We start from the raw sequence: 23,717 nt of genomic DNA, 5'->3' as shown, positions 1-23,717 counted from the left end.
GTCAGTTTCTTAAGTTAGCTTTTTTTCCGCGCTGCCTGGTCTTTTTCGACTTTGATGAAGTCGGTGGCAATGAGAATGAAGAGTACTGCGCACAATCCCCAGGCAACCCAGTTCATGACGGACCAAAAACTCATTGTTTTGCCTCCTTTATGGATAATGGTCTGCGTGAGTTTCGGTGCTTTGTTTAGGTTATCGGGACCCGGTTCCGGATCCCGTCTTTATTTCTTTTCCCCGTAAAGATGTTTGATCATCTCTCTCAGTTCTTTGTCGCTGTGGGGAATGATGTAAAACAGATAGATGATCAATCCGGCTACTACCATCAGGAAAGAGGCAATACTGAAATGATAGCGCATTCCTGAGGCTGAGCCTCCTACGAGCACGCCTCCCTGCATCAGCATGGTGGTGAGCAGGGTGGCAAAACACAAGATCATGATAAACAAAACGTCAAAGACGCTCATAAACAGGCTGCTGTTTTTCTTTTTGGCCATCTGTAGAATCCTTCCTTTCCCAGGTTATTCAGGTAAGTCTACTGTTGTTTTTCCATGGCGCCGGAACACATGATATCTTCGCTATAGAGCTGGGTTTGATTCTTTTTCAGGTGTCCCAGCACGGCAAGCAAGGCGGTAGTGGCAGTTACGCCGGCAATGATCGCTGCACCCAAAGCAATAATCCGCACGGTATGGCTGGGAGCAAGACTGCTTACCACGATCATGGTAGAGATGAGAACGATCCAGAGAAAGATGGTAAAAGCAATAATGAGGTTGCAGTCTCCCCGGTACATCTTTTTAATCTTTTCTTCCATTTAAGAGCCTCCTTCCATAGCATAGGGACCTAAGCAACATGCATTCTGTGGCTGAACCCGTAAAAACAATTTAATACAACAATTGCTTTTAGAGGACCAGACATCTCCGGTCCTCTAAAAGCAGCAATAGAAATAGGAACACGATCATGGAACAAAGGAAATCGATCCAAAAAATTATTCAAAATGAGTCGGTTCTGTAACTTCCGTGGCCAGGGCATCTAAAGCCTTCTTCACTAGAGTTCTGCGGAGGGCATGCTCATCCTCGGCATTGAGTTTTGGATTTCCCACCGGGTGGGGAATTGCCACAGTCGGTACGATTCTATTGGCCCCAACTGATTCGGAAATAGTAGTAATGGTGGCCATATGCACAATGGGAATACCATATCTTTCAATTTCTTTTACCATCGTTGCACCGCAACGAGTACAAGTACCTCAGGTGGAGGTGAGGATTACGCCGTCCACTCCTGCTTCTTTTAATTGGGCACCAATTTCGGTACCAAATTCCCGCGCTTTGCTTACAGCGGTTCCGGTTCCTGTCGTGGTGCAGAACCAATCGTATACCTTGCCGATGTAACCCTCTTTTTCAAATTCCTTTAAAATATCCAAGGGAGCTACCCGGTCCGGAATCTCATTGGCATAAACGGGGTCATAACCGCCGTGGGTAGTGTAAAAATCAGGAGCATTCAAAGCATCTCTGCTGCCTACCTGATATTTGCCCCACTTCTGAGCACTGGCAGATTGAATATGATCCGGGTTGCCTTCCGGAACAATACCGCCTGAAGTGCACAGAGCAATGGTAGCTTTGCGCAGGTCCTTAATGGCAGGAGCCGGGGGTACTACGTCAAATACGGGCATGGGCATTTCTGTTTGAAAAGGCTGGCCTTTCAAACGGGCTAATAACATTTCTACCGCTCTCTGGGACCCTCTTTTTTCGGCAAAAAGGGTTTTTCTCATGCCCCGGGCAATGTAGCCTTCTTCCTCAGGAGATCCTACCTCAATTCCTTTGGCTAATTTACTGGTAATAGCCGCCATCGCCGGCAAAGCTTTGCGCATGCCGCCGGCAGAATCGCTGGTGCTAACCACATAAGCAATCTCTTTGCAGATGTCTAATCCCGGGTTCTCCACGTACATCCCGGTAACCACAGGAATATTTAACCTTTCCGCCACAGCTTTGGAAATTTCCGCACAGGCTACCCCGTAACGGCCGGCGTTAAAAGCAGGACCTGCCACAAAAACATCGGGGGCAGCTTCTTTTACCGTGTTTAGAATAATGTTTAAGGCATCTTCTTTATTTTCATTGAAGAAGTTGTCGCCGCAGATGATGGTCCCTACGACTTCACCCTCTTTGTTGAGGAGTCCTTCAAATCCCAGAGCGGGTCCTACCTTTTCCGGACGGAATTCGGGAGCCATGCCCGCTTTGTCTTCTCCGCCGACTTGGCCAAAAAACTGGTTAACATAATATAATACTTTAAATTTATCCGACATCTCATGTCCTCCTTTCAGCAAGTGGTTTAGTAAAGCCTGCAGGTCACATTGTGGAAACCGATTTCAGAAGTGGCGCCGATCACAGCGTTTAATTCGCACATGAGGGTTCCATCTTCCAATAAGGCTCCTTCCCAGCCCCCTGCCAGTACGGAAATAGCTGCAGCATTTCCAATCACTTTGTCGGCAGGCGGCAAAGTCACAACGTGACTTACATTACCCCCGGAAACCACAGCAACAGCTTCTACCGCAGTGTCAGCCAATGGCTGAGACATACCGTCTCTCCCTGCACATTCGTCGGTAATCAATTGGGTTTTGATTCCAGCTTTTTCACACTTTTTACAAATCATCAACAGGTCGGAATCCGGGTTGCCGTATCCTTCTTCAGAAACAACGATCGCATCGGCACCAAGCATCTTTGCCAATTTGGCGGTATAGTCGGAGGCCCGTAATTTTCCGGCCAGTGTGGTGTGCTCCGGAACCATAATACATGCCATAAAGTTGATTTCTTTCCCATGCTGGGCATACAAATCTTCGATTACACTGTTATTCTGGTGCTGGTAAGTGGTAATCTTATCGCAGGCAGCCACGCAGTTTCCGCTTACGACTGCATTATCCAATTCTTCATTGGGATGCAGCACGGAAGGAAGAATGGTCTGGGCATTGACGCCATAAATATAGGTATCATGAAGCAATCCCTGGGTAATCATCATTTCCGCATAAACTACTTTGGGAAGATTGGGATATTTGGCTGCTTCTTCAAAAATGCTGCCCATTTCATAAGTGAGCACTTCATCAGGGGTAACATCTTTTCCCGCCTGGCCAAGATACTCGGCTGCATTTAAACCGGCCAACCTAACTGTTTCTTCATGGGTATGGGGATCAAGACCGTCTACCACATGAATATCGACGGTCAAATTATAGGTCTTGGAAAAAGGAGTCCATTTGGCCCCTTCGCCCCACATATCAATAACGCCTTCCTGGAAGCCGACTACATCACCCACGGTAACAACGGCGGCGCCGTAAAGGACATGAGTCCGTCCTTCCCCGCACTGAGCCGGTTTTGAGGTCACACCGGGAAAACCGTTATTTCCTCCGGATACTTTTACCCTGGGCTCAATCACGTCTTTCACAGGGATAATTCTGATTTTTTCTCCGGGTCTGGCTACATCCAGTAATACCTCTTTAATTCTTTCATCTTCTTTAAGCTTGGCAATTAATCCCTCTTTGTCGACGGTGAGCACACCGTTTTTCACAGAGGTTTCGTTACCTAATTGGATATCCTTAATAAACACACGTCCAATCTCCAGTTTCAAAACATCCACCTCCCAAAAATTTCATAGAGCCTAACTTTCCGCTGCTGGTTCTTTCAAAGCAGATTCCAAGAGGATTAAATCTATGGCTTGATAATCATCACTGTGGGCTGTATCGGTTTTTCTATGATCCATGTGCCTTTTGTATTTGATAATACTATCCTCAATAACCTCCGCACTCAGAAAATCAACCTTTTCATTCCGTTTTCCGATGATCACAGAACGATAGGGCGAAAAAATCATTCTTAAACTTGCTGCTAACGGGTGGCTGATCAGTTCATATCCCTGATGCACCAGGTCCCGCACTTTGATGAGAGTTTCTTCCACAGAACCTTCCACAAAAAGCACATTGTCGTATTTTTCGGCGACTGCTGGATTATTCGTGATGATTATTCTTTTCAATGAAGCCCCTCCTTTCGGAATTTATGTGGGACGATGCTACTTAGGTAAAACCTATCTTTTAAGCGATAAATTCCGTTTTACAGGTACTCATTTTTCTTAAGCAATTCTAGCGCTTTCTCCTTGTCTTCCGGGGCGACCATGACAATAGGCCCGGTACAGCCCATGCCGCTTTCGGCGTAAATGTTGGCCTTCCATAACACCTGAACCGCATCTTCCAGCTGCATCACCTCTACTCCGGGAATGGAGTCGGTGACAGGCTTTTTGGCAGGTGCCGGGATTTCAGGCTCGGCTTCTTTTTTTACCGGTCCGGCAGGGCAGCTTAATGATTTAAGCAAATCATCCCAGCCCGCTTTTTTGGCCGCAGCAAATTCCGCCTTGGCTTTTTCCATCAGCTTTCCCCTGGCGCATTCCGCGGCAAAACGAATGGCACCGGCAATTACCGGAGCTCCCGAAGCCCGGGAAATAATGCAGATAATCCGGTCATAGTCTTCTCCCACGCCGGGACCGTAGCCGGAGCCTAAAGACTCGTAACTGCCCCCGGTACTGTAGGCGGAAAACACTTTCATAAACACATTGCCGGTGAGACTGTCATGAACCATAATATCGGGAACACCCATTAAGAGGTCATTCCCACGCATCACCACGCCACCATCTGCCCGGGCGGATTCGGTAAAGTTAATGGGATATCCCCCATCCTGAAGCTTCTTTAATGCTCTTTCCACTTGTCTGGCGCCGTCAATATTTAAGATCCCTACGGTAGGGCTGCTTTTTCCGCAGGCCTTGGCGGTAGCAATGCCATAGATGGTATTTCTGAGCATGGCGGAAACCCGTTCGGTAGCAGATGTTCCCGTGGTAGTAGCAAGAAACATTTCTTTGCCTTTAGCCGGCGTGATCACCCGGCCGACCGTAGAGACGCCAATGGGGAAACTGTAATGCATGGTTACGGCCGCATCCAGGTTCCCCTGCAAAAGCAGTTCATCCATCTTGGCATGGGCTTCCTTTTCATCCGCTGCTTCCACCATTTCCAAACTGGTTTCTACGCCGGAGCCGATTACTACCACTTCAATATCGGAATTTTGGTCTTGGGCCAGTTCGGCACCGGAAACCAGTTCTTGGGGGCCATGTTCGCTGCCTAGTATGGTGAGACCGACCCTGGTTTTCTTGCCAAGTTTACCGGTTTCTAATGCGTTAGCTACCTCTTCAAATATATCTGCAATCGTGTCACGAATTATATTTTCGCTCACTATTTCACCTCCCTTATAAGGTCAGGGGACACACCTCTATATCGGGTATTCCTATCTGGCCAAGGAATGGCCCCAATCATTACTCCTGGCGAAAAGCCTTGGCAAAATCACGCATGGCCTCTGCAATCATGGACCGGACTTCTTCTTTGTCAAAACCGGCCTCTGGGGACAAGCCACCATTCTTTTCCAGGACAAAAGAGACACCGTCAAAAAGATTTGTCAACCGGCCTAAGAATAAGCTCCCTTTGCCAATAATCATGGCCCGGCTGATTTTTCCTTCCTGAATCATATCCAGCGCATGGCCAATAAAGGGAACACCGGAAGGAATATGTCCCTGGGTGGGGGCAAATCCGGACATGCCAAAATTGTCAACTACTTTGAGAAGGTCTGCCTTATCCAGTTCTCCTCTTTTTACGGCCAAAGCACCGATCATTTTATAGTTTGCCAGAGGAACATCCCCGGCCCCGGCAGGTTCGGTAATTTCAGGATTTTGCATTTCCGGTGAATAACGGTCAATCTCGGGGATTTTGTAGCCTAATTTATCCAAGGGATCGGCGACAATCGCCGTCATCACCGCTTGGGGGGAAGCCCCGGAACCGATTTTATGCCGTCCGATGCCATCCGTCCGGATCACCGGATGGATACCGTCATTCTCGGCAATATGAATGGCAAAAGCGCCCAGCATATCTTCCAAAGCCGGCATCCCTTTTTTCACATGGTCTTTGGAGTTCATGCCCAGTTTGGCAGAAGCGCCCCCGGCCAACACCACCACATTTTTATAAATTCCGGACTGGGCCAAAGCTGCGGCCTCAACAAGAGCATGGGCGGGACCGGCACAAAAGCTGCGCGTATCGGACCCGGTAGCATTGACGCAGCCGCACATTTCCCCAATGGCTTTGGCAAAGTTTCCCCCGCCTCTCTGGTTCATATCTCCGCAAGCCTCTTCAGAGCACTCAATAATGTATTCCACTTCTTCCGGCTGCACATCTGTCTTCGCCAGCAAAAGTTTTAAAGCATAAACAGATGAAGCTTTGCCCACCAGGTTTTCAAACATCACATGATCTGATAAAGCTTCATCAAACTCATGGGCTTTTTTGACACAGCCGACAAGTGTTCCCTCAAAATACATGGGCTGAGCGACATGACTGTCGACCAGTTTTTTAATCTCCTCCCCATTTCCCGGGTTCTTGGCTAATTTATCCAAATCCTTCATATCGCCCAGGATGGGATGAGCAGAAATTTTTTCTTTTACTGCCGCCTGGAAATTCTCTTCCAGAATCACCAGGTCAAAGGCATCGACGATTTTCATCAAGCCTAAGAATTCATCTTCCGGCATGATTTCTCCGTACTTACCGTCCCGTGTCGCTCCGGGTACAGATGCTTCATACCAGGGGCGGGCTATCCCTTTCAGGTCGTCAGGCGTCATGTTACCAATATATACTTGATTGGGCGGATAGCTAACCGCTTTTTCAAAGCTTCTTAGGTGCTCCGGCAATTTTTGTAAATGCTCTGAGTCCGGGTTTTTTCTCCGGTCCGATGTTTGGGTGGTGCCATGGTGGACAAGCATGTCATTTGCTTGGATTAAAGCATAGGCGGCACCTTTGACAACCGGAAAACTCATGAAATCACCTCCAAATGATCACAAAGGGTAATGGGTTCAGCAGGCGTCATTACCCTTTGTGGGAAATGTTTATCAACAGATCTTTGACTTGCTGACCCGTATTATCCGCGATAAGTCTTTACTTCATTGATGATGTCATCCACATCAAGAACCATTTCCATCATACTGATCTGTTCATCATAAACAGTAGGGTCAACTTCATCTTTTAATTCAAACATATGATAAGCTTTGAGTCCCAACGAGACTCCGGATAACGGACCTGCAAAGGTGGGATCTCCGGTAGATACGGTTTCGGCAGCCAGGCCGGAAGCTTCTGCTTCGGCTCCGCCCAGAACAACAATTAAATCTTCATTACCATATTTATCCGTCAAATCCTTGATCCTCGCCTGGTTTTCCAGGTCCATTGCTCCAGCCGCCGTTCAGACAAAGCATTCTGTCGTTGAGAATACTACTTCTGCGCCGGCTGACTTCACACACTCTTCAATGGCCGGTCCAGGAATCCCGTCCCGGTCACCGAGAATGGCGACTTTCTTGCCTTCCAGCATCACATTTTTCCCCTTTCATTCATGGTGTCATATGATTTATTTTTTATTTTTTGTAAAAAGCATCCCCTTACTAATAAACAAGTTTTATGCCAGCTCGTTTAGTTTTGCCTCTACATCCTCAATGGAAAAATCTTTGCATAATTCGGCAATCTTTTCCCCATTTTGATAGAATGCGATGGTCGGTAACCCTAAGACCTTTTGACTGATGGCAAGTCTCTTGTTATTGGTGGTGTCCAGGCTGCAGAATTTTGCCTTTCCCTCGTTCTTTTCGGCCAGTTCATGAACGCTGGGCATTAACGCTTTACAAGGTTCACATTTTTGGCTCCAAAAATCAACCATGATTAAGCCTTCTGCCTGTAGTACCTCTTGTTCAAAATTCTCTTTCGTCAGTTCAATCATTTTGTTCACCTCCTTAGTTGCCTAATTTGTACATGTGCTAAATCAGATTAATTTTTTCCGCTACTTCTTCTGTACTAAAGCTTCCCTTTATGGCATCGACCTTTTCTCCGTTTTTGAAAAAGACCACCGTGGGTATTTCAGTGACCCCATATCTTTTGGCCACTCTTTGATTTCGGTAAGTGTCAATCTTAACCAGTTTCACTTTGCCGGCTAATTCACTTACTGCCTTTTCCAACTTTGATACGGCCGCAATGCTCTCTTCAATTTGAGGCGCCCAAAAGGCTACCAGCACCGGCTCCTGGGCATGAAGGACCTGGTCTTTAAACCCTTCCTCTTCCGCCAAATATTTTTCTGCCGCCACCGCTGCCACAGCCCCGTCACTGGCGGCCGTGATCACCTGGCGCAGATATTTCACCCTGGCGTCACCTGCTGCATAAACTCCGGGGACGGAGGTTTCCATCAAATCATTGGTAATGACATATCCCTGTTCACTCAGTTCCACTTTTCCTTTTAAGATCTCGGTCTTGGGCACTGTTCCTACAAAGAAGAAGACTCCGTTTGTCTCCATTTCGGAAATTTCTCCGGTCTTAATGTTTTTGATCATCACGCTTTCCACCAGACCGTCGCCCTTGATTTCCTCCAGCACGGAATTCCATACCCATTTAATCTTGGGATTGGCAAAAGCATGCTCTGCACTGGCTTTATTGCAGTCTAGAACCCCTTCATCGTGGATCACAATAATGGTAACGCTTTCCGCAAATTTGGTTAAGTACATGGCTTCTTCCACCGCAGCGTCACCGTTTCCTACCACCACCACGTCCAAATCCTCAAAGAAATCCGCATCACAAGTTGCGCAATAGGAAACGCCTTTTCCTCTTAATACCCGTTCCCCTTTAATGTTTAAGGATCTAGGCTCAGCACCCGGGGCGAGGATTACGGCCTTAGACCGGTATTCGGCACCGCTTTTCGTTTTAACGATCTTTATTTCTTCTTCTAACTCCAGATCAATAACTTCTTCCCGCAGGATTTCCGTACCAAAGCTTTTGGCGTGCTCCGCCATCGCCTCCATCAATGCCGGCCCCGTGGTACCCCGGGAAAAGCCCGGATAATTCTCTAATTCCTGGGTGGTTGCCGCCTGACCGCCCGGCTTCCCTTTCTGCAAAATCGCCGTTTTCAGGCGTGACCGGGACCCATATATCCCTGCGGCTAAACCTGCCGGTCCCCCACCAACAACGAGAATGTCATAAATCTCTGCCACCATATTTGCCTCCCTTAAGAAATAAATTGAGCTTCTTAATTCTCTAATTGTATTTTCCTATTTTTTCCTAAAAAAACTCTTTGTATTTCACTGATCGTATTACTGTATTTTTATAATATTCTTCGCTACGATGTGACAAATTCCTTCTATCTTTTAAAAAAATAGATAAAGTTTTTTAATAAAAATTTAAACCATCATAAAAGCTTAGAATCAGTATTATCATTTTGCCCATTCTACGCCCTGATAAAAATAAAAAAACCTGGGAAATAATTTCCCAGGCCGTCTATTTTGTTTTATAAAAGTTCTCGCTTGATCAGCGCGACAAAATCATCAATGTGTTCCTTGGCACAGGAATCGGCTTTCCAAACATCTCTTTGTCTCAAAGCCTCTATAATATTGGCCAAGGTTTCATGAAATAAGCTGAGATTAACCAGGTCTTTTTGGGAATAAAACCAGAGTCTTTCGGTATGCATATGGAGGTCAAGAAGGATATCAACAAGGGCAGGATTATCGCTGGCTTGAATCACAATTTCATGAAATTTTTCGTCTTCCGTAATGATGGTCTTATAATCGGTTTCTATATTACACTGCTTAATTCGTTCCACAATGCTCAGTAAATCGGGAATCCTCTCCTCAGGTATCCGTTCCGCAGCCAATCGGGTGGCATACCCTTCCAGTTCCCGCACCACCTCAAAGACCGATTTCATATAGCGAAAGTCAATGGTGGCCACCTGGGCACCGTATCTGGGAATAATATTCAGCAACTTCTTGTTTTTTAACTGTTCGAATATCTTCCGGACCGGAGTTCTGCTCAACTCGAACTCATTGGCAATATCCGCTTCATTCAGCACCTGGCCGGGACTATATTCCAAACTGATAATGCGTTTTTTCAATGTTTCGTATACTTCTTCGACTGTTTGTGTTTTCTCCGTCACATCGATATCCCCTTGAAAATAAATTTTCAGACACCTGCATAGGATAACCCTCTAGTCTGATTCTATCAAAACTTAGTGTTTTTTACTAGTCTTTTATGAAAAAGACAAAAAAATAGTATTACTTTTCAGGAAATATTCTACAAGAGTAAGGATTTTTCCTTCTTACCGACCAATAAAACTATGCTGTTAATTTTTGTTTGCCGTCTAGAGGATTTTGATCACAGCCTGTTCTTCACAATGGGGAAACTTGGGGCAATCAATACATTCCTTCCACACTTTTTGGGGAAGTTCTTTCTTGTCAACTTCTTTAAACCCGCACTTGACAAAAAACTCCTGCCGGTAAGTGAGTGCAAATAGCCTGGGCAATCCTAAATCCCGTGCTTCTTTTTCCAATAAGGAGACGATTTGACGGCCAATGCCCTGTTTACTGTACTCGGGTGCAATGGCCAGGGCCCGGATTTCCGCCAAATCATACCACAGGATGTGCAGTCCTCCCACACCAATAATTGCGCCGTCTTTTTCGGCCACCGTATATTCCCGTAGGCATTCATACAATGAGCTGCGGGACCTGGCCAGCATCAGACCTACTTCTGCATAATTATTAATCAACCCATGAATCGCTTCCACATCAGTCATACGTGCTTTTCGATATATCATATAGCATACCCCGTTATATTAAAATAATATTATGATCGCATTCTCATGCGAATGACTATTCATTGTTATCCTCAAGCATTTCCTTTACATAATTGGGCAGTGCAAACGCCCCGATATGCAGTTCCGTGTTATAATATTTTGTTTTCAACTCAAGCTGGTTCCATGCGTTGGCATTGAAGTCGGTAATCGGGTCGTATTTTTTGGAGGCAAAACCAAAGAGCCAATGCCCTGACGGATAAGAAGGTATATGGGCCTGATAAACCTTGCAAACCGGGAAAAACTCTTTAATCCGTTTGTGGGCGTGTTTCATGGAATTTGCATAAGATTCATAGTAGGGGCTTTCATGCTGATTAACCAGGATACCGTCATCTTTGAGCGCTTTGAAGCAATTACCATAAAACTCTTTGGTAAACAATCCCTCTCCAGGTCCAAAGGGGTCAGTGGAATCAACAACAATTAAATCATATTCATTTTCCTTGGTGCGGACAAATTTGAGCCCGTCCTCAAAGTATAGATTAACCCTGTGATCGTCAAGCTTGGAAGCGGTTTGAGGCAGATATTTGCGACAAACGTCAACAATCATCTGATCAATCTCAACCATGTCAATCTGTTTGATCCCATGGTAGCGTGTCAGCTCGCGTACCGTGCCACCGTCGCCTGCACCTATCACAAGTACCTTTTCAATCTGGGGATTTGTCGCCATGGGAACATGGGCAATCATATCATGGTAGATAAATTCATCCTTTTGAGTAACCATCATCAATCCGTCAATAGTTAAAATCACGCCAAATTCCTCTGAGTTAAACACATCAATTTGCTGGAACGGGCTTTTTGCACTGTATAATTGCTCTTTTACCTTAATTGAAAAACGGACTGTGTCGGTATGTTCCTCCGTGTACCATAATTCCATTATCCATACCCCCTATAAATCTAATACATTAATAAACTGCATTTCCATATCCTCAGCTCCAGTGAGCAGGCATCCCTTTTGCTTAGAGTATTGAATATATTCTATCGCTTCCTCGGTAATCATCTCTCCAGGTGCTAATATGGGAATTCCCGGAGGATAGCACATTACAAATTCACCGCTGACCTCGTGCTTGCTGTCGGCAATGGCAACCCTTTTCTTGGGCGCATAAAATGCGGCCTTGGGGGAATGTTTCACCACTGGTGAAATATACTCATGGTCAAACATGCCCGACCTATTTTTGGAGCGGAGCCGTTTAATTTCCGTCAAGGAGGCGACAAGACGTTCTATGGCAAAATAGGTGTCCCCCACGGAAATAATCGCCAGAATATTCCCAATATCCCCAAATTCAATCTGTATGGAATACTCATCCCTCAGGATGTCATAAACTTCGATCCCGGCCAGGCCGATGCTCAGGGTGTGCATGCTCAGCTTTGTCCGATCGAAAGCAAAAACCGTGTCACCGTTAACAAGTTCTTCGGAAAAAGCATAGTACCCACCAATTGAATTGACCTCTTGTCTGGCGTATTCAGAGAGCTCAAGTACCTTGGCGAAAATATCCTTACCGTTGATGGCAAGATTTTTGCGGGCAATGTCCAACGAGGCAAGGAGCAGATAGGAGCCGCTGGTAGTTTGGGTCAGATTTATGGTCGTTCGGACATGTCCGGGATTAACGCGCTTTGCATTGACCAACAGCAGAGAACTTTGCGTAAGGGACCCTCCGGTTTTATGCACACTGACCGCGGACATATCAGCGCCCAGGTGCATGGCGGCAGCCGGCATGCCTTCGCCAAAATAAAAGTGGGTGCCATGGGCTTCATCCGCAAGTACAAGCATATTGTGTTTGTGGGCAAGCTCAATTATACCTTTCAAATCCGAGCAAATTCCATAATAGGTAGGATTGTTAACAAAAACAGCCTTTGCCTCCGGGTTTGTTAAAATCGCCTGTTCAAGATCTCTCATAGACATGCCAAGAGGGATGCCCAATTCACTGTTAATTCCCGGACTGACATAAACCGGAATGGCACCGGTTAGAATAACAGCATTAATGGCACTGCGGTGAACGTTTCGCGGCATAATTATTTTGTCCCCATCCTTGCATACGCTCATAATCATGGCTTGAACAGAGCAAGTTGTGCCGTTGACCATAAAAAACGCATTGTCGCATCCAAATGCCTCGGCTGCTAAATCCTCTGCGTCTTTTATTACAGATACCGGATGGCAAAGATTATCTAAAGGCTTCATAGAATTTACGTCAACAGATAGGCATCTTTCCCCCAGAAAATCTCTGAGCATTAAGTTTCCCTTACCCTGCTTATGACCAGGAACATCAAAAGGAACCACTCTATTTTTCTTATATTTGTCGAGCGCGTCTAAAATCGGGGCAATATTTTGGGAAAGCTTCATGATTAAACACCGCCCTATCTTTCTTTCAGTTAATCATGGGGATCTTTTTTAAAAATAGTAAAGCAAACATAATTTAACATGTTAGCAGGGATTTATCAATACACTTGGCCAGAAAAAATGACTTCCTCATTCCCGCAGCCACCGAGGAGTTTTACTCTGGAATATACCAGGGGACGCAGTGTGCGCCACACAAGGGCGCACACCCCGTCCCCTGGACATTTCACTTCTTGCCAAGCGAAAAATTTAACCTTATTCCAATCAACCTTATTCTCTGCTTGATGATCACATAGGTTAAACGTTTTCTTGTTTTTTAATTCGTTTAAGATGACTTTCATAAGAATTCCTAGATTTTGTCAATATGTCTATCCATTCTTCATTTGAAAACAACGTTTTGATCCGGGTACGATCCTCTAACATCATCACGTATCTGTCTGGGTAATCAGTCTCTATCACATCTAAAATTCCTTTGAGAAAGTCCATATCCATACTCCTTGTTTTTTCTGGCTCTTTTATCATTAGTTAAATCATCCATCAAAAACCTTACAGGCAGATTGCTGATTTATATACATATATCCTATCATATAAATGCTTATTTATCAGGATAACCGGGATATATAATCTTCATAAGTAAATTGTCTGATGATTTTAATGCCTTCTGCTTCGTTGTAAAGTGCGATTGAAGGAAGGTTTACACCATTGAACATATTGTTCTTAACCATTGTATAGTGGGCCATATCACAAAACACCAGCCTGTCACCAGGTTTTAAAGGCTGTGTGAAAGAATAGTCGCCAATAATATCTCCCGCGAGACAAGTAAGCCCGCCAAGCCGGTAAGTATAAGAATATTCACCAGGCTTTCCCGCATCAATAATATGGGGTCTGTAAGGCATTTCGAGTACATCAGGCATGTGGCATGCTGCTGAAGTATCCAAAATGGCGATTCTCATGTCATTATCAACAATATCGAGAACCTGGGCAACAAGGAATCCAGTATTCAAAGCAATAGCTTCACCTGGTTCTAAATAGATATCTACTCCATACTTGTCCCTAAAAAATAAAATGGAACGGACAAGGGTTTCCAGATCATAATCCGGTCTGGTGATATGATGGCCGCCACCTAAATTAAGCCATTTCATTTTCTGAATATATGCCCCGAATTTTTCATCAACCACTTTGATGGTTCGTTCCAGAGTATCAGAATTTTGCTCGCACATGGTGTGGAAATGAAGTCCGTCAATGCCCTCCAGCTCTTTAGGTCTGAAATTAGACAAAGTTACTCCTAGTCTTGAATGCTTATAACAAGGATTATAAATAGGTGTTTCAATTTCCGAATATTCCGGATTTACGCGGATGCCGCATGCTATTTTTTTTGCATTAAAATTTTTTACTTTGCCTTTGAATCGATTCCACTGATCAAAAGAATTAAAAACAATGTGGTCGCAATAGTTAAGAAATTCGTCAAATTCCTGCTCCACGTAAGCCGGCGCATAAACATGAACTTCTTTCCCCATCTTTTCAAACCCTAGTCTCGCCTCAAATAATGAACTTGACGTGATACCTTTTAGGTATTTGCTCACTAATGGAAATACTGCGTACATGGAAAATCCCTTTAAGGCAAGAAGAATACTGCATCCTGTACGTTCTTGTACAGAATGCAGTATTTCAAGATTTTTTATCAGAAGTCTTTCATCAACAATATAGCAGGGTGTTGGTAAGGCGCCGAAGTCAATGTTCATAATTAATTTATACCTCAATCAAGAAGAGTGGGTGAAAAATCCTCTTGCCACGGTAGCCCATATTGATTCAAAGCTTCCATAAACGGATCCGGATCAAATTCTTCCACATTGAAAACACCAGGCTTTTTCCAGATGCCTTTTAAGGTTAACATGGCACCTATCATGGCCGGGACCCCTGTGGTGTAGGAAATTGCTTGTGAACCAACTTCTGCATAACATTCCTCATGAACACAAACGTTGTAAACATAATAGGTCCTCGGCTTGCCGTCTTTTAAACCTTGAATAATACAACCGATATTTGTTTTCCCCTTTGTTCTCGGGCCAAGGGATGCAGGATCCGGAAGAACCGCCTTTAAAAATTGCAAAGGTATGATGGAATGTCCCTCAAAATCAATGGGTTCAATCGAGGTCATGCCAACATTTTGTAGCACCCGTAAATGATTAAGATAATTGTCTGAAAAAGTCATCCAAAATCTTATGCGCTTGATTCCTTTGATATGAATAGCTAAAGACTCTAATTCTTCATGGTACATCAGATAGATGTTTTTAGGACCGATCTCTGGAAGATCATAGACCTTTTTCACAGAAAGGGGGGCTGTCTCTATCCATGCACCGTTGTCAAAGTACCTGCCTTTAGCTGTTACTTCGCGGATATTAATTTCAGGGTTAAAATTTGTCGCAAAGGGATATCCATGATCGCCTGCATTGGCATCAACAATATCGATATAATGAATTTCATCAAAGTAATGTTTTTGGGCATATGCGCAAAAAACGCCCGTAACACCGGGGTCAAAACCACTCCCTAACAACCCGGTGATACCTGCCTGTTTATATTTCTCTCGATATGCCCACTGCCATTTATATTCAAATTTGGGCGTATCTGGCGGTTCATAATTCGCAGTATCAACATAATCAACACCAGTTGCAAGGCAGGCATCCATAATTGACAAGTCCTGATAAGGGAGAGCGAGGTTCATCACAATATCCGGCCTAAAGCTCTTTATTAAGTCAATTACCATATCCGTATTATCAGCGTCAAGTTGAGCAGTATGAATTTTTGTGCGGCCTCCGGCTAATTTATTTTTTATCGCTTCGCATTTTGAGACAGTTCTGCTTGCTATGCAGATTTCTTCGAAAACCTCCGGATTCTGGCAACATTTATGTATCGCAACACTGGCAACACCACCGGCGCCAATAATTAAAGCTTTTCCCATCTCAACGCCCCCCCAAATTCTTTTTTAATAATTCAATAATGAGAATTATACAAAGAATATCTCAAATAATCAAGAATAGCGATAAAAAAATGACTTAATAAGTTAAGTGCCTGGCACCAGAAGAAGGCCGGACACGTGGGTCCGGCTGAAAAAAGGGGGTTAATTGGCTTTATGACAAAGGTGGCAGCACACTCTATGGTCGGGAAAGGCCTCCATCATTTCAGGTTCCTCTTGCAAACAAATAGGGCCGGCTTGGGGACACCGGGTATGGAACCGGCAGCCCGGGGGAATATGCACGGGACTGGGAATCTCCCCCTGGGAACGGATCCGCTGTGGTTTTAATTCCTGCTCCGCCTTCAACACCACGGGAATGGATGACAATAGCATTTGGGTATAGGGGTGGAGCGGCCTTTGAAAGAAGTCCCGGGCAGGCGCCATTTCCACAATCTTGCCCAGATACATGATCGCAATCCGATCGGCAATATTTCTCATCAGGCTCATGTCATGGGTAATAAACAAGTAGGACATCCCCAGCTGCTCCCTCAAACGCATTAACGTACCAATAATTTTTGCCTGCACGGAAACATCCAGAGCTGATGTGGGTTCATCCAGTACAATCAGGGAAGGATCTGTGGCGAGGGCCCTGGCGATGGCGACCAGCTGCCGCTCTCCCCCGCCCAGGGTCCGGGAATATTTGTAAATATAATCTTCCGGGAGACCCACCATATCCAAAAGCAAGGCAATCTTTTCCTCCAAATCCTTTTCCGGGACCACCTTGTGCACCCGCAAAGGCATGCCCAGTATTTGGCCCACCGTTCTTTGGGGGTTGAGAGAGGTACCCGGGTCCTGGAAAACAATCTGAATCTCTTTTTTCAGCGTCAAAGCTCTCTTTTTTGCAGAAAGGGAAATGTCCTGTCCCTGAAAGGAAATGGTGCCTGCGGTAGGTTCATACAGGCCCATGACCAGATAAGCAGTGGTACTTTTACCGGAGCCTGACTCACCTACCAGCCCCACCACCTCGTTTTTGCGCACGGTAAAATCAATGCCGTCTACCGCCCGGACAAACAAATTCTTTTTATGGGCAGGAAAGTATTTCTGCAGATTGTGTACGACCACGACATCCTCAGCCAATGCACTCACATCCTTCCCCCGGGCTACCGGCACTTTGGTTCTGATACCGGAAACAAGCCACCTGGTGGCCCTTGGCGATTTCAAAAAGAGGCGGTTTTTGGGCCTGACATTCCGGCAGCACTTGGGCACAGCGGGGATAAAAACGGCAGCCGGAGGGAGGGTTCAAATAACTGGGCAGCCGGCCGGGAATGCCCTCCATCATGCCCTCACCCGTCAGCTTGGGAATGGAATGAAGCAGCCCCTGGGTATAGGGATGGCACGGATGTTCAAAAATCACCTCTGTGGGGGCTACCTCCACCATTCTTCCCGCATACATCACGTAAATCCGGTCCGTCATCTCCCGGGCCACCCCCAAAGAGTGGGTAATGAGAATGAAGGAGGTTCCTTTCTCTTGCACTAAAGAGTGCATCAGTTCTAAGACCTGGTCCTGAATGGTCACGTCCAGATTCGTTGTCGGTTCGTCGGCAACCAACAGACTGCCGGCTGTAGCGAGGGCGGTGGCAATGCACACTCTTTGCCGCATCCCCCCGCTGAGCTGAAAAGGATAATTGTTCATAATCCGCTCCGGGTCCGGCATGGCACAATCGCGGAGCGCCTGAACGGCGATATCGCGGGCTTTGGGACCGTTCCTGGACACAAATCCGGAATATTTGATGGCATCCCTGATTTGCTCCCCAATGGTAAAAACTGGGTTTAGAGATGCCGTAGGGTCCTGAAAGATCATAGATAATTTTTGTCCCCGCAGGGCCTGAAGCTCTCTGCCCCTCATTTTCAGCACATCCCGGCCTTGAAACAAAATCCGCCCGGCCGGGACCACCGCCTGTTTAGATAAAATTCTCAGTACAGCCTTCATGGTGGTGGTTTTACCACAGCCGCTTTCTCCCACCAACCCCACTCTTTCCCCCAGCCCTACTGTTAAAGATGCTCCCTCTAATACTTTCATCACGCCTCCGTATACCTTGAACCATACGTGCAGGTCTTCAATAGAGAGAATCGGGTCTCCATCCATCTCTTATACCTCCTCCGTACTGAGCATATCCCTTACCCCGTCCCCCACTAGATTAAAAGCCAGGACAATGATCATGATGGCAAGGGCGGGAAAGACCGCCAGCCACCACATATGGGGCAAATACTGGGCCCCGTCGGCCACCATGGTGCCCAAAGCCGGTTTGGGGGGCTGCTCCCCCATGCCCACGAAACTCAAAGAAGCCCCGATGAGAATCACCCACCCCATGTCCAGCGTCATCTTGGTCAGAATAGGCGCCAGGCAGTTGGGCAGTATTTCCCGCAGCAGGATATGAATTTGGCCGGCCCCAATCAGTTCTGCCGATTGAATATAGAATTCATTGCGAATCGAGGAAGCCATGCTGTAGGAGAGACGCGTATACCAGGCCCACCAGGCAAAAGACACGGCCATCATGGAATTAAAAAGGGTAGGGCGCAGCACGGCCGACACTGCCAAAGCCAAAACCAGGGGGGGCAAGGCCAAAAAGATATCCACCGTGCGCATGATCAACGGTTCCACAAAGGATCCCTGAAAATAACCGGCAATCAAACCCAGGACGACGCCCACAGGTACCGCCACCACCAGCACCCCCAAGCCCATGACGATGGCCCCGCGAAAGGAAAAGAGAATCCGGCTGAACACATCTCTGCCGTATTGATCCGTGCCCAGCAGGTGCCCCCCTCCCGGCGCCTGCCCGGCCTGACCCAAGTCAACAAAAGCCCCGGCATGCTTGGGATAGGGTACCACATACTGGGCGAACAGGGCCATAAAGATTACGGCCAGGACCACCGCCAAGCCAAATAGGGACAGCTTATGGCGGGAAAACTTATACCACGCCCGGCCCATACTTTCTCTTCTGGCTGCCCATTTCTTTTTTCCATTCTTCCCATCCACTTTATTTTCCCCCCTGCAATCTGATCCTTGGGTCCAAATAAGCCACAATCACGTCTACCACGATATTGACCAGTACAAAGGCCAAGCCGATCACCATAATTACCGATACGATGGCATTCAGGTCTTTGGTCAGCATGGCATTAATCCCGTAACGGGAGATCCCCGGATAATTGAAAACCAATTCCACCAGAAAGGCATTTCCCAGCATGGCCGCAATATCCAAAGCAATAATAGAAACGGTGGGAATCAAGGAGGGCCTCAATACGTACTTCAGGATCACCAACCGCTGGGGTATTCCGGAAGCAACTTCGGCGCCCACATAATCCCGGCCTAAATTGTCCGACATACTGGACCGGGTAATTCGGGCCGCTTGAGCCATTCCGCCCATGGCTAAAGCAAAAGAGGGCAGGATTAAGTGGAGAAAGGCACTGTGAAAGGCCCGGTAATCCCCGGCCAGAAGGCTGTCTATCGTCATCAGTCCTGTAATGAAAGGGGGTGATGCCATCCCGGGGTCAATTCTGCCGATAATGGGCAAAACCGGCCAAAGATATCCAAAGATCAGCACAAAGATAATCGCCCACACAAAAGCCGGTGTGACCACACCCAAATAAGCAACGATGCGCACCACACTGTCAAACCAGCTTCCCGAATAGCGGGCGGATAAAGCGCCCAGCAGAATACCGCCCACCGTTTCTACAATGGCAGCCACTAAAATGATCTCCACTGTGGCAGGAAGAAATTCGACGATATCCGCCAGCACCGGCCGCCTGGTAACTAAAGAAATGCCCAAATCTCCATGAAACACACCTTTTAACCACAGCCAGTACTGCATGTAAATTGGCTCGTTCAGGTGCAACTCCCTGACTAAATTGTCAATGGCCCATTGGGGGGCACGCGGTCCGAGCGCCATGCGGGCCGGGTCCCCCGGTATCACACGTGCAATGACAAAGATCAGCACGGATAAACCAAATAAAACGAAAATAGACCAGGCTAAGCGCCGAAGCAAAAATTGCCGACTCTGCACAGGACTCCCCCCTTGAATTTGGAGTTCAAAAAATCACCCCGGGGGAGCCTGCCCCTAAGGCAAGCCCCGCCCGGAAGAAGAGACCGGTTATTTGTTCTGCAAGGCGGCCCGTTTTTCCGGATACACCTTCATATCATGGAAATAGAGGAATCTTCCCATAATGGGACAATTTAAAGTGCCGTCCTTAGCGGCATCCGCTTCCGGCCAAGACACATAAGCTGCTTGATAAGCCCTTCTTTCCGGCAGTTCCAGTACCCAAATGGTGGGACACAGATCCACCAATTTCTGCTGAATTTCCCCGTACTGTTTGAATCTTTCCCCTTCATCCAATGTGGACAAAGATTTTTCGATGGCCGCGTCAATCTCTTTATCCTGAAGCCATTCAAACTGCACGAAAGTACCGCAGGTACTGGAATGATAGCGCAGGTTCAGTACGGCGCCGGCCTCGGCATAGCTGTCCCCCGGATACATAATGGTGGCATTGGGGGTGGTTTCCACGGCTTGGGCCTGTTGGATTAGGGAAGTAAAGGGCGTCTTGACGATATCAATCTTAATCCCCACCTCCGCGGCTTTGGCCTGAAGAACCAGGGATAGTTTTTCTTCATCCGGCACGGAGGAACTCCAGGCTACCGTGACCGGATACTGGTCCAGCTGATCCCCATACTTGGACTGTTTCAGTTCTTCCAGGGCCTTTTCTTTATTGTATTTGTATTGGAAGAGGCTGGGATCATGGCCTTTGTAAATGGAAGCCACCGGGCCGACGGCCTGTTTCGTTCCCGGGTAAATTTGACTCGTCGCCGCATCATAATCCATGAGATAAGCCAGTGCTTTCCGGAAATGAACATCATCCGTGGGCGCCTTCTTGGTGTTCAAATCAAAATCAACCATGGCCCCGGCAGTCATGAGGGGTACTTCGATCCCTTCAATCTTGCTGAGGGCATTGATGTTGTCCACAGACTGCCACTCGTCAACAATTTCTAATTCCCGCTGGGACATCAAGGTGCGTACCGTCACCGGATCGTTGACGCCCAGGATCTTAAAAAACTCAGGGGCATCCGGCTCCCACCCGTTCCAATAGTCATTAAACTTTTGTCCCAGCAAATATTCTTCCAGTTTAATTTCTTTGATCATGTAAGGACCGCTTCCCGCATCACTGGTGAGTAGCCAGTTTTTCCCATAATCTCCCATATCCCCGTAGGGTCCGGGGGTCTCCAGGTGCTGCATTACCAAATCCTTATTCAGCACGTACATGCGGACCAGGGCCGGCACAAAAGGCCCAAAGGTTTGTTTCATATGAAAGACAACGGTGTAATCGTCTTTCACCTCAGCTTCTTTCACATAAGGGGTATAAAGATAGGCAAACCCCTCGCCCAGCGTGAGCATCCGGTTCATACTAAAGGCCACGTCATCGGCCTTTACTTCCGAACCGTCGTGGAATTTCACCCCCTGGCGCAGATGAAAAGTATAGGCCATGCCGTCCTCGGACATTTCCCAACCGGTGGCCAGGTGAGGTTTTATTTCCCCCGTCTTATCCGCAAAAACCAAAGCGTCGTACAAATTAATTTGCGCCGCCGCCTCAATGGCATTGCTGCCTACGCCAGGGTCAGTGTAAAGAGGGAAGGACCCGGTGACCCTGATCATGGAATCCTCAGGCTTGGGAACATAGGCGGCAGGCTCGCTGGTTTTTTCCTGTTTATCCCCGCAGGCGGCGGTCAACACCAAAACCAGAAGTGTCGTTAACAAAAGAATGAGTTTCCGGTACATACCCGTTTTAATTTTCATCAATTTTCCCCCCTGGATTTTATAATGGTTCCTCCTGCTCCCCCATAATGAATAGTTACGGTAGATTCAATTGTTCCGGCATCACACTCCCTTTCTCTATAACCTTCCGGTGCTTTCACGCAAAATAATCCCTTTTGCTTGACTTAAATTCCACCCCGGCCTCGGCTGCGCAGGCGGCAGGTTACCTCCTCATCCAGCGCACCTGTCTCCCTAATCACTACCCCATAGGCACTTTGGGCATGTTCCCGGGAAATGTAGCCCCAAAGATAATCTTTCCGCACTTGGTCCGGATCTCTTTCAAAAGGATCCCCATAGCCTCCTCCGCCCCCGGTGCACATGGCTACTTTCCACCCTTTGCCCAGGGGATAGCCGTTAACCTTGAGAAATTCCGCCTTGATACGTCCGTCGCTGCCGGTAACCGTGATTTGGGGAGGCCGGGCATCCTTTCCTCCCCGCACACCCCAGGCAGGCATTTTGCCTCTTTCAAACCAGAGATAAAGGGCCGTCTCCTCCGCCAGCGTCTCATATTCCCGGATCACACCCAGCCCGCCCCGGTAGCGCCCCGGACCCTCACTGTCCTGTCTGATTTGGTAGCGGTTCACCAGTAAGGGGAACTGGTTTTCAAAAATTTCTACGGGAAAGTTCTTAAAATCCCCGTTTGAGGCATTCACCAGGCAGTCCTGGCCGTCCCCCCGGGCGTGGCCGCCCCATCCCCCCACAGTGGGTTCATCATGCATATAGAGCTCGCCGGTTTCCGGGTGCAGGCCGGAAAAATAGCAGACCATGGAGTCCCCGTAATGGGCGCCTGCCACCTGATCGGGAATAGCCTCCTGGAGAGCCTTGGGGATTAAATCGATCAGGAGCCCTAAGTGGGAAAAATACCAGGAACAGGCTGCCGGCTCCTCCGCGGCAAAAATACTCCCCTTGGGCGCGCTGACATGGAGCCTTTTGAAAGACCCTCCGGTAACCGGGGCCTGGGGCTGAATGATCATCTTGTAGGCCATGCGGCAGGCGGATACGGTCTGGGCAAAACCGCAGTTGGTGCTGCCTTTGACGATTTTGTCGGACCCATCTAAATCTACATACATCTGCCCCTCCTTGATGGTCACCTTTACTTGAATGCGCACAGGTTCATCACCAACCCCGTCATTGTCCAGAAAGCCTTCCGCCCCGTACTCGCCCTCCGGTATTTTAGCGAGCACCTCTTGTTCCATATTTTCCGTTTGCTGAAAGATATCGATAGAGGCCCGCCCGATGGTGTCTAAGCCGAAGCGGTCGATGAGGGCGATAAACCGCTTTTCCCCTGTCTTACAGGCGGCAATCTGGCCGTTCAGGTCTCCCCGGGCGTTTTTAGGGAAACGGCTGTTGAGACAGATGGTATCTACCAGAGCCTGGCATAAAACACCCCGGTCCATAATTTTCAGGGGGCCCAGCCTGATCCCTTCCTGGTAGATGACCGTGGAATCCATGGGCGCCCCCGGATCTTTGGCCCCCACATCCAGCCAGTGAGCCCGGTTGGCAGAAAAACCGACCAGCTGCCCGTGATAAAAAATAGGGGCAAAAACGGTGATGTCGTTTAAGTGGGTGCCGGTCCAATAGGCATCGTTTAAAATATAAATGTCCCCGTCCTGGAAGTAATCTACCCCGCCGTAATAGTCGATGGTCAGCTTAATCGTCTCCTCCAGGTTGCCCAAGAAAAGGGGTACCCCTAAAGACTGTCCCAAGGCCTCCAGTTTGTCGTTGAAAAGAGCGACGGCACAGTCTTTCATCTCATAAATGATGGGCGTATAGGCGCTGCGGAAAAGGCTTTCGCACATCTCATTGGCCGCTGAGGAAAAGGCATTTCGGATAATTTCCGTGGTAATGGGGTTTTCTAAAAATACGGACTCTCTCATCAC

General features: G+C 47.4%; 22 protein-coding genes. All 22 read right to left on the bottom strand.

The window, feature by feature from the left end:
* Positions 1-218: 218 nt before the first annotated feature.
* Positions 219-488 carry a hypothetical protein gene (locus tag DCMF_RS23405; protein ID WP_236860106.1) on the bottom strand — a complete coding sequence of 90 codons (270 nt, stop codon included), beginning with the start codon at positions 486-488 and terminating at the stop codon, positions 219-221.
* A gap of 38 nt (positions 489-526) precedes the next feature.
* Entirely contained in the window at positions 527-802 is a 276-nt protein-coding gene (locus tag DCMF_RS23400; RefSeq protein WP_148136659.1) for a hypothetical protein, read from the bottom strand.
* A 174-nt stretch (positions 803-976) separates the two neighbouring features.
* Complete coding sequence (grdB, locus tag DCMF_RS23395) at positions 977-2,287, bottom strand: glycine reductase complex selenoprotein B (RefSeq protein WP_148136658.1); 1,311 nt, start codon at positions 2,285-2,287, stop codon at positions 977-979.
* A gap of 26 nt (positions 2,288-2,313) precedes the next feature.
* Positions 2,314-3,600, bottom strand: a complete 1,287-nt coding sequence (locus DCMF_RS23390; RefSeq protein ID WP_148136657.1) for a glycine/sarcosine/betaine reductase component B subunit — start codon at positions 3,598-3,600, stop codon at positions 2,314-2,316.
* 30 nt (positions 3,601-3,630) lie between these two features.
* The gene (locus tag DCMF_RS23385; protein WP_148136656.1) at positions 3,631-3,999 is read right to left on the bottom strand and encodes a GrdX family protein; all 369 of its coding nucleotides are present in this window, start codon (positions 3,997-3,999) and stop codon (positions 3,631-3,633) included.
* A gap of 77 nt (positions 4,000-4,076) precedes the next feature.
* Positions 4,077-5,243 carry a glycine/sarcosine/betaine reductase complex component C subunit alpha gene (gene grdD, locus DCMF_RS23380; protein WP_148136655.1) on the bottom strand — a complete coding sequence of 389 codons (1,167 nt, stop codon included), beginning with the start codon at positions 5,241-5,243 and terminating at the stop codon, positions 4,077-4,079.
* A gap of 79 nt (positions 5,244-5,322) precedes the next feature.
* On the bottom strand, positions 5,323-6,864 hold the full coding sequence (gene grdC, locus DCMF_RS23375; RefSeq protein WP_148136654.1) for a glycine/sarcosine/betaine reductase complex component C subunit beta: 1,542 nt from the start codon (positions 6,862-6,864) through the stop codon (positions 5,323-5,325).
* Between the two features lie 101 nt (positions 6,865-6,965).
* Positions 6,966-7,409 (bottom strand): glycine/sarcosine/betaine reductase complex selenoprotein A, encoded by a 444-nt coding sequence (gene grdA / locus DCMF_RS23370; protein WP_148136653.1) that lies wholly within the window; start codon positions 7,407-7,409, stop codon positions 6,966-6,968.
* Between the two features lie 84 nt (positions 7,410-7,493).
* A complete protein-coding gene (trxA, locus tag DCMF_RS23365) occupies positions 7,494-7,808 on the bottom strand; it encodes a thioredoxin TrxA (RefSeq protein WP_148136652.1) in 315 nt (104 codons plus the stop codon).
* Positions 7,809-7,845: 37 nt separating this feature from the next.
* Positions 7,846-9,066, bottom strand: coding sequence for a thioredoxin-disulfide reductase (trxB, locus tag DCMF_RS23360; protein ID WP_148138046.1), 1,221 nt, complete (start codon positions 9,064-9,066; stop codon positions 7,846-7,848).
* Between the two features lie 293 nt (positions 9,067-9,359).
* Positions 9,360-10,001, bottom strand: coding sequence for a GntR family transcriptional regulator (locus DCMF_RS23355; protein ID WP_148136651.1), 642 nt, complete (start codon positions 9,999-10,001; stop codon positions 9,360-9,362).
* A gap of 204 nt (positions 10,002-10,205) precedes the next feature.
* Positions 10,206-10,658: an N-acetyltransferase gene (locus DCMF_RS23350; protein WP_148136650.1), complete on the bottom strand. Its 453-nt coding sequence runs from the start codon at positions 10,656-10,658 to the stop codon at positions 10,206-10,208.
* 55 nt (positions 10,659-10,713) lie between these two features.
* Positions 10,714-11,568 (bottom strand): polyamine aminopropyltransferase, encoded by an 855-nt coding sequence (speE, locus tag DCMF_RS23345; protein WP_148136649.1) that lies wholly within the window; start codon positions 11,566-11,568, stop codon positions 10,714-10,716.
* 12 nt (positions 11,569-11,580) lie between these two features.
* On the bottom strand, positions 11,581-13,035 hold the full coding sequence (locus DCMF_RS23340; RefSeq protein WP_148136648.1) for an aminotransferase class I/II-fold pyridoxal phosphate-dependent enzyme: 1,455 nt from the start codon (positions 13,033-13,035) through the stop codon (positions 11,581-11,583).
* Positions 13,036-13,628: 593 nt separating this feature from the next.
* On the bottom strand, positions 13,629-14,768 hold the full coding sequence (gene nspC / locus DCMF_RS23330; RefSeq protein WP_148136647.1) for a carboxynorspermidine decarboxylase: 1,140 nt from the start codon (positions 14,766-14,768) through the stop codon (positions 13,629-13,631).
* Between the two features lie 14 nt (positions 14,769-14,782).
* Positions 14,783-15,982: a saccharopine dehydrogenase family protein gene (locus tag DCMF_RS23325; protein ID WP_148136646.1), complete on the bottom strand. Its 1,200-nt coding sequence runs from the start codon at positions 15,980-15,982 to the stop codon at positions 14,783-14,785.
* 159 nt (positions 15,983-16,141) lie between these two features.
* Positions 16,142-17,122 carry an ABC transporter ATP-binding protein gene (locus DCMF_RS23320; RefSeq protein ID WP_236860104.1) on the bottom strand — a complete coding sequence of 327 codons (981 nt, stop codon included), beginning with the start codon at positions 17,120-17,122 and terminating at the stop codon, positions 16,142-16,144.
* Complete coding sequence (locus DCMF_RS23315) at positions 17,106-18,122, bottom strand: ABC transporter ATP-binding protein (protein WP_148136645.1); 1,017 nt, start codon at positions 18,120-18,122, stop codon at positions 17,106-17,108. Before DCMF_RS23315 ends, DCMF_RS23320 begins: the two co-directional genes overlap by 17 nt.
* A gap of 3 nt (positions 18,123-18,125) precedes the next feature.
* The gene (locus DCMF_RS23310; protein WP_236860103.1) at positions 18,126-19,013 is read right to left on the bottom strand and encodes an ABC transporter permease; all 888 of its coding nucleotides are present in this window, start codon (positions 19,011-19,013) and stop codon (positions 18,126-18,128) included.
* Position 19,014: 1 nt separating this feature from the next.
* Positions 19,015-20,037, bottom strand: coding sequence for an ABC transporter permease (locus DCMF_RS23305; protein ID WP_148136644.1), 1,023 nt, complete (start codon positions 20,035-20,037; stop codon positions 19,015-19,017).
* Positions 20,038-20,124: 87 nt separating this feature from the next.
* Positions 20,125-21,819, bottom strand: coding sequence for an ABC transporter substrate-binding protein (locus DCMF_RS23300; protein ID WP_148136643.1), 1,695 nt, complete (start codon positions 21,817-21,819; stop codon positions 20,125-20,127).
* A 143-nt stretch (positions 21,820-21,962) separates the two neighbouring features.
* Entirely contained in the window at positions 21,963-23,714 is a 1,752-nt protein-coding gene (locus tag DCMF_RS23295; protein ID WP_148136642.1) for a hydantoinase B/oxoprolinase family protein, read from the bottom strand.
* Between the last annotated feature and the right edge of the window lie 3 nt (positions 23,715-23,717).

This window comes from Candidatus Formimonas warabiya, from assembly GCF_002777255.1.
Lineage (GTDB): Bacteria > Bacillota > Dehalobacteriia > Dehalobacteriales > Dehalobacteriaceae > Formimonas > Formimonas warabiya.
Note: the sequence above shows the minus strand (reverse complement) of the source record. Positions and strands in the feature narration are given on the sequence as shown.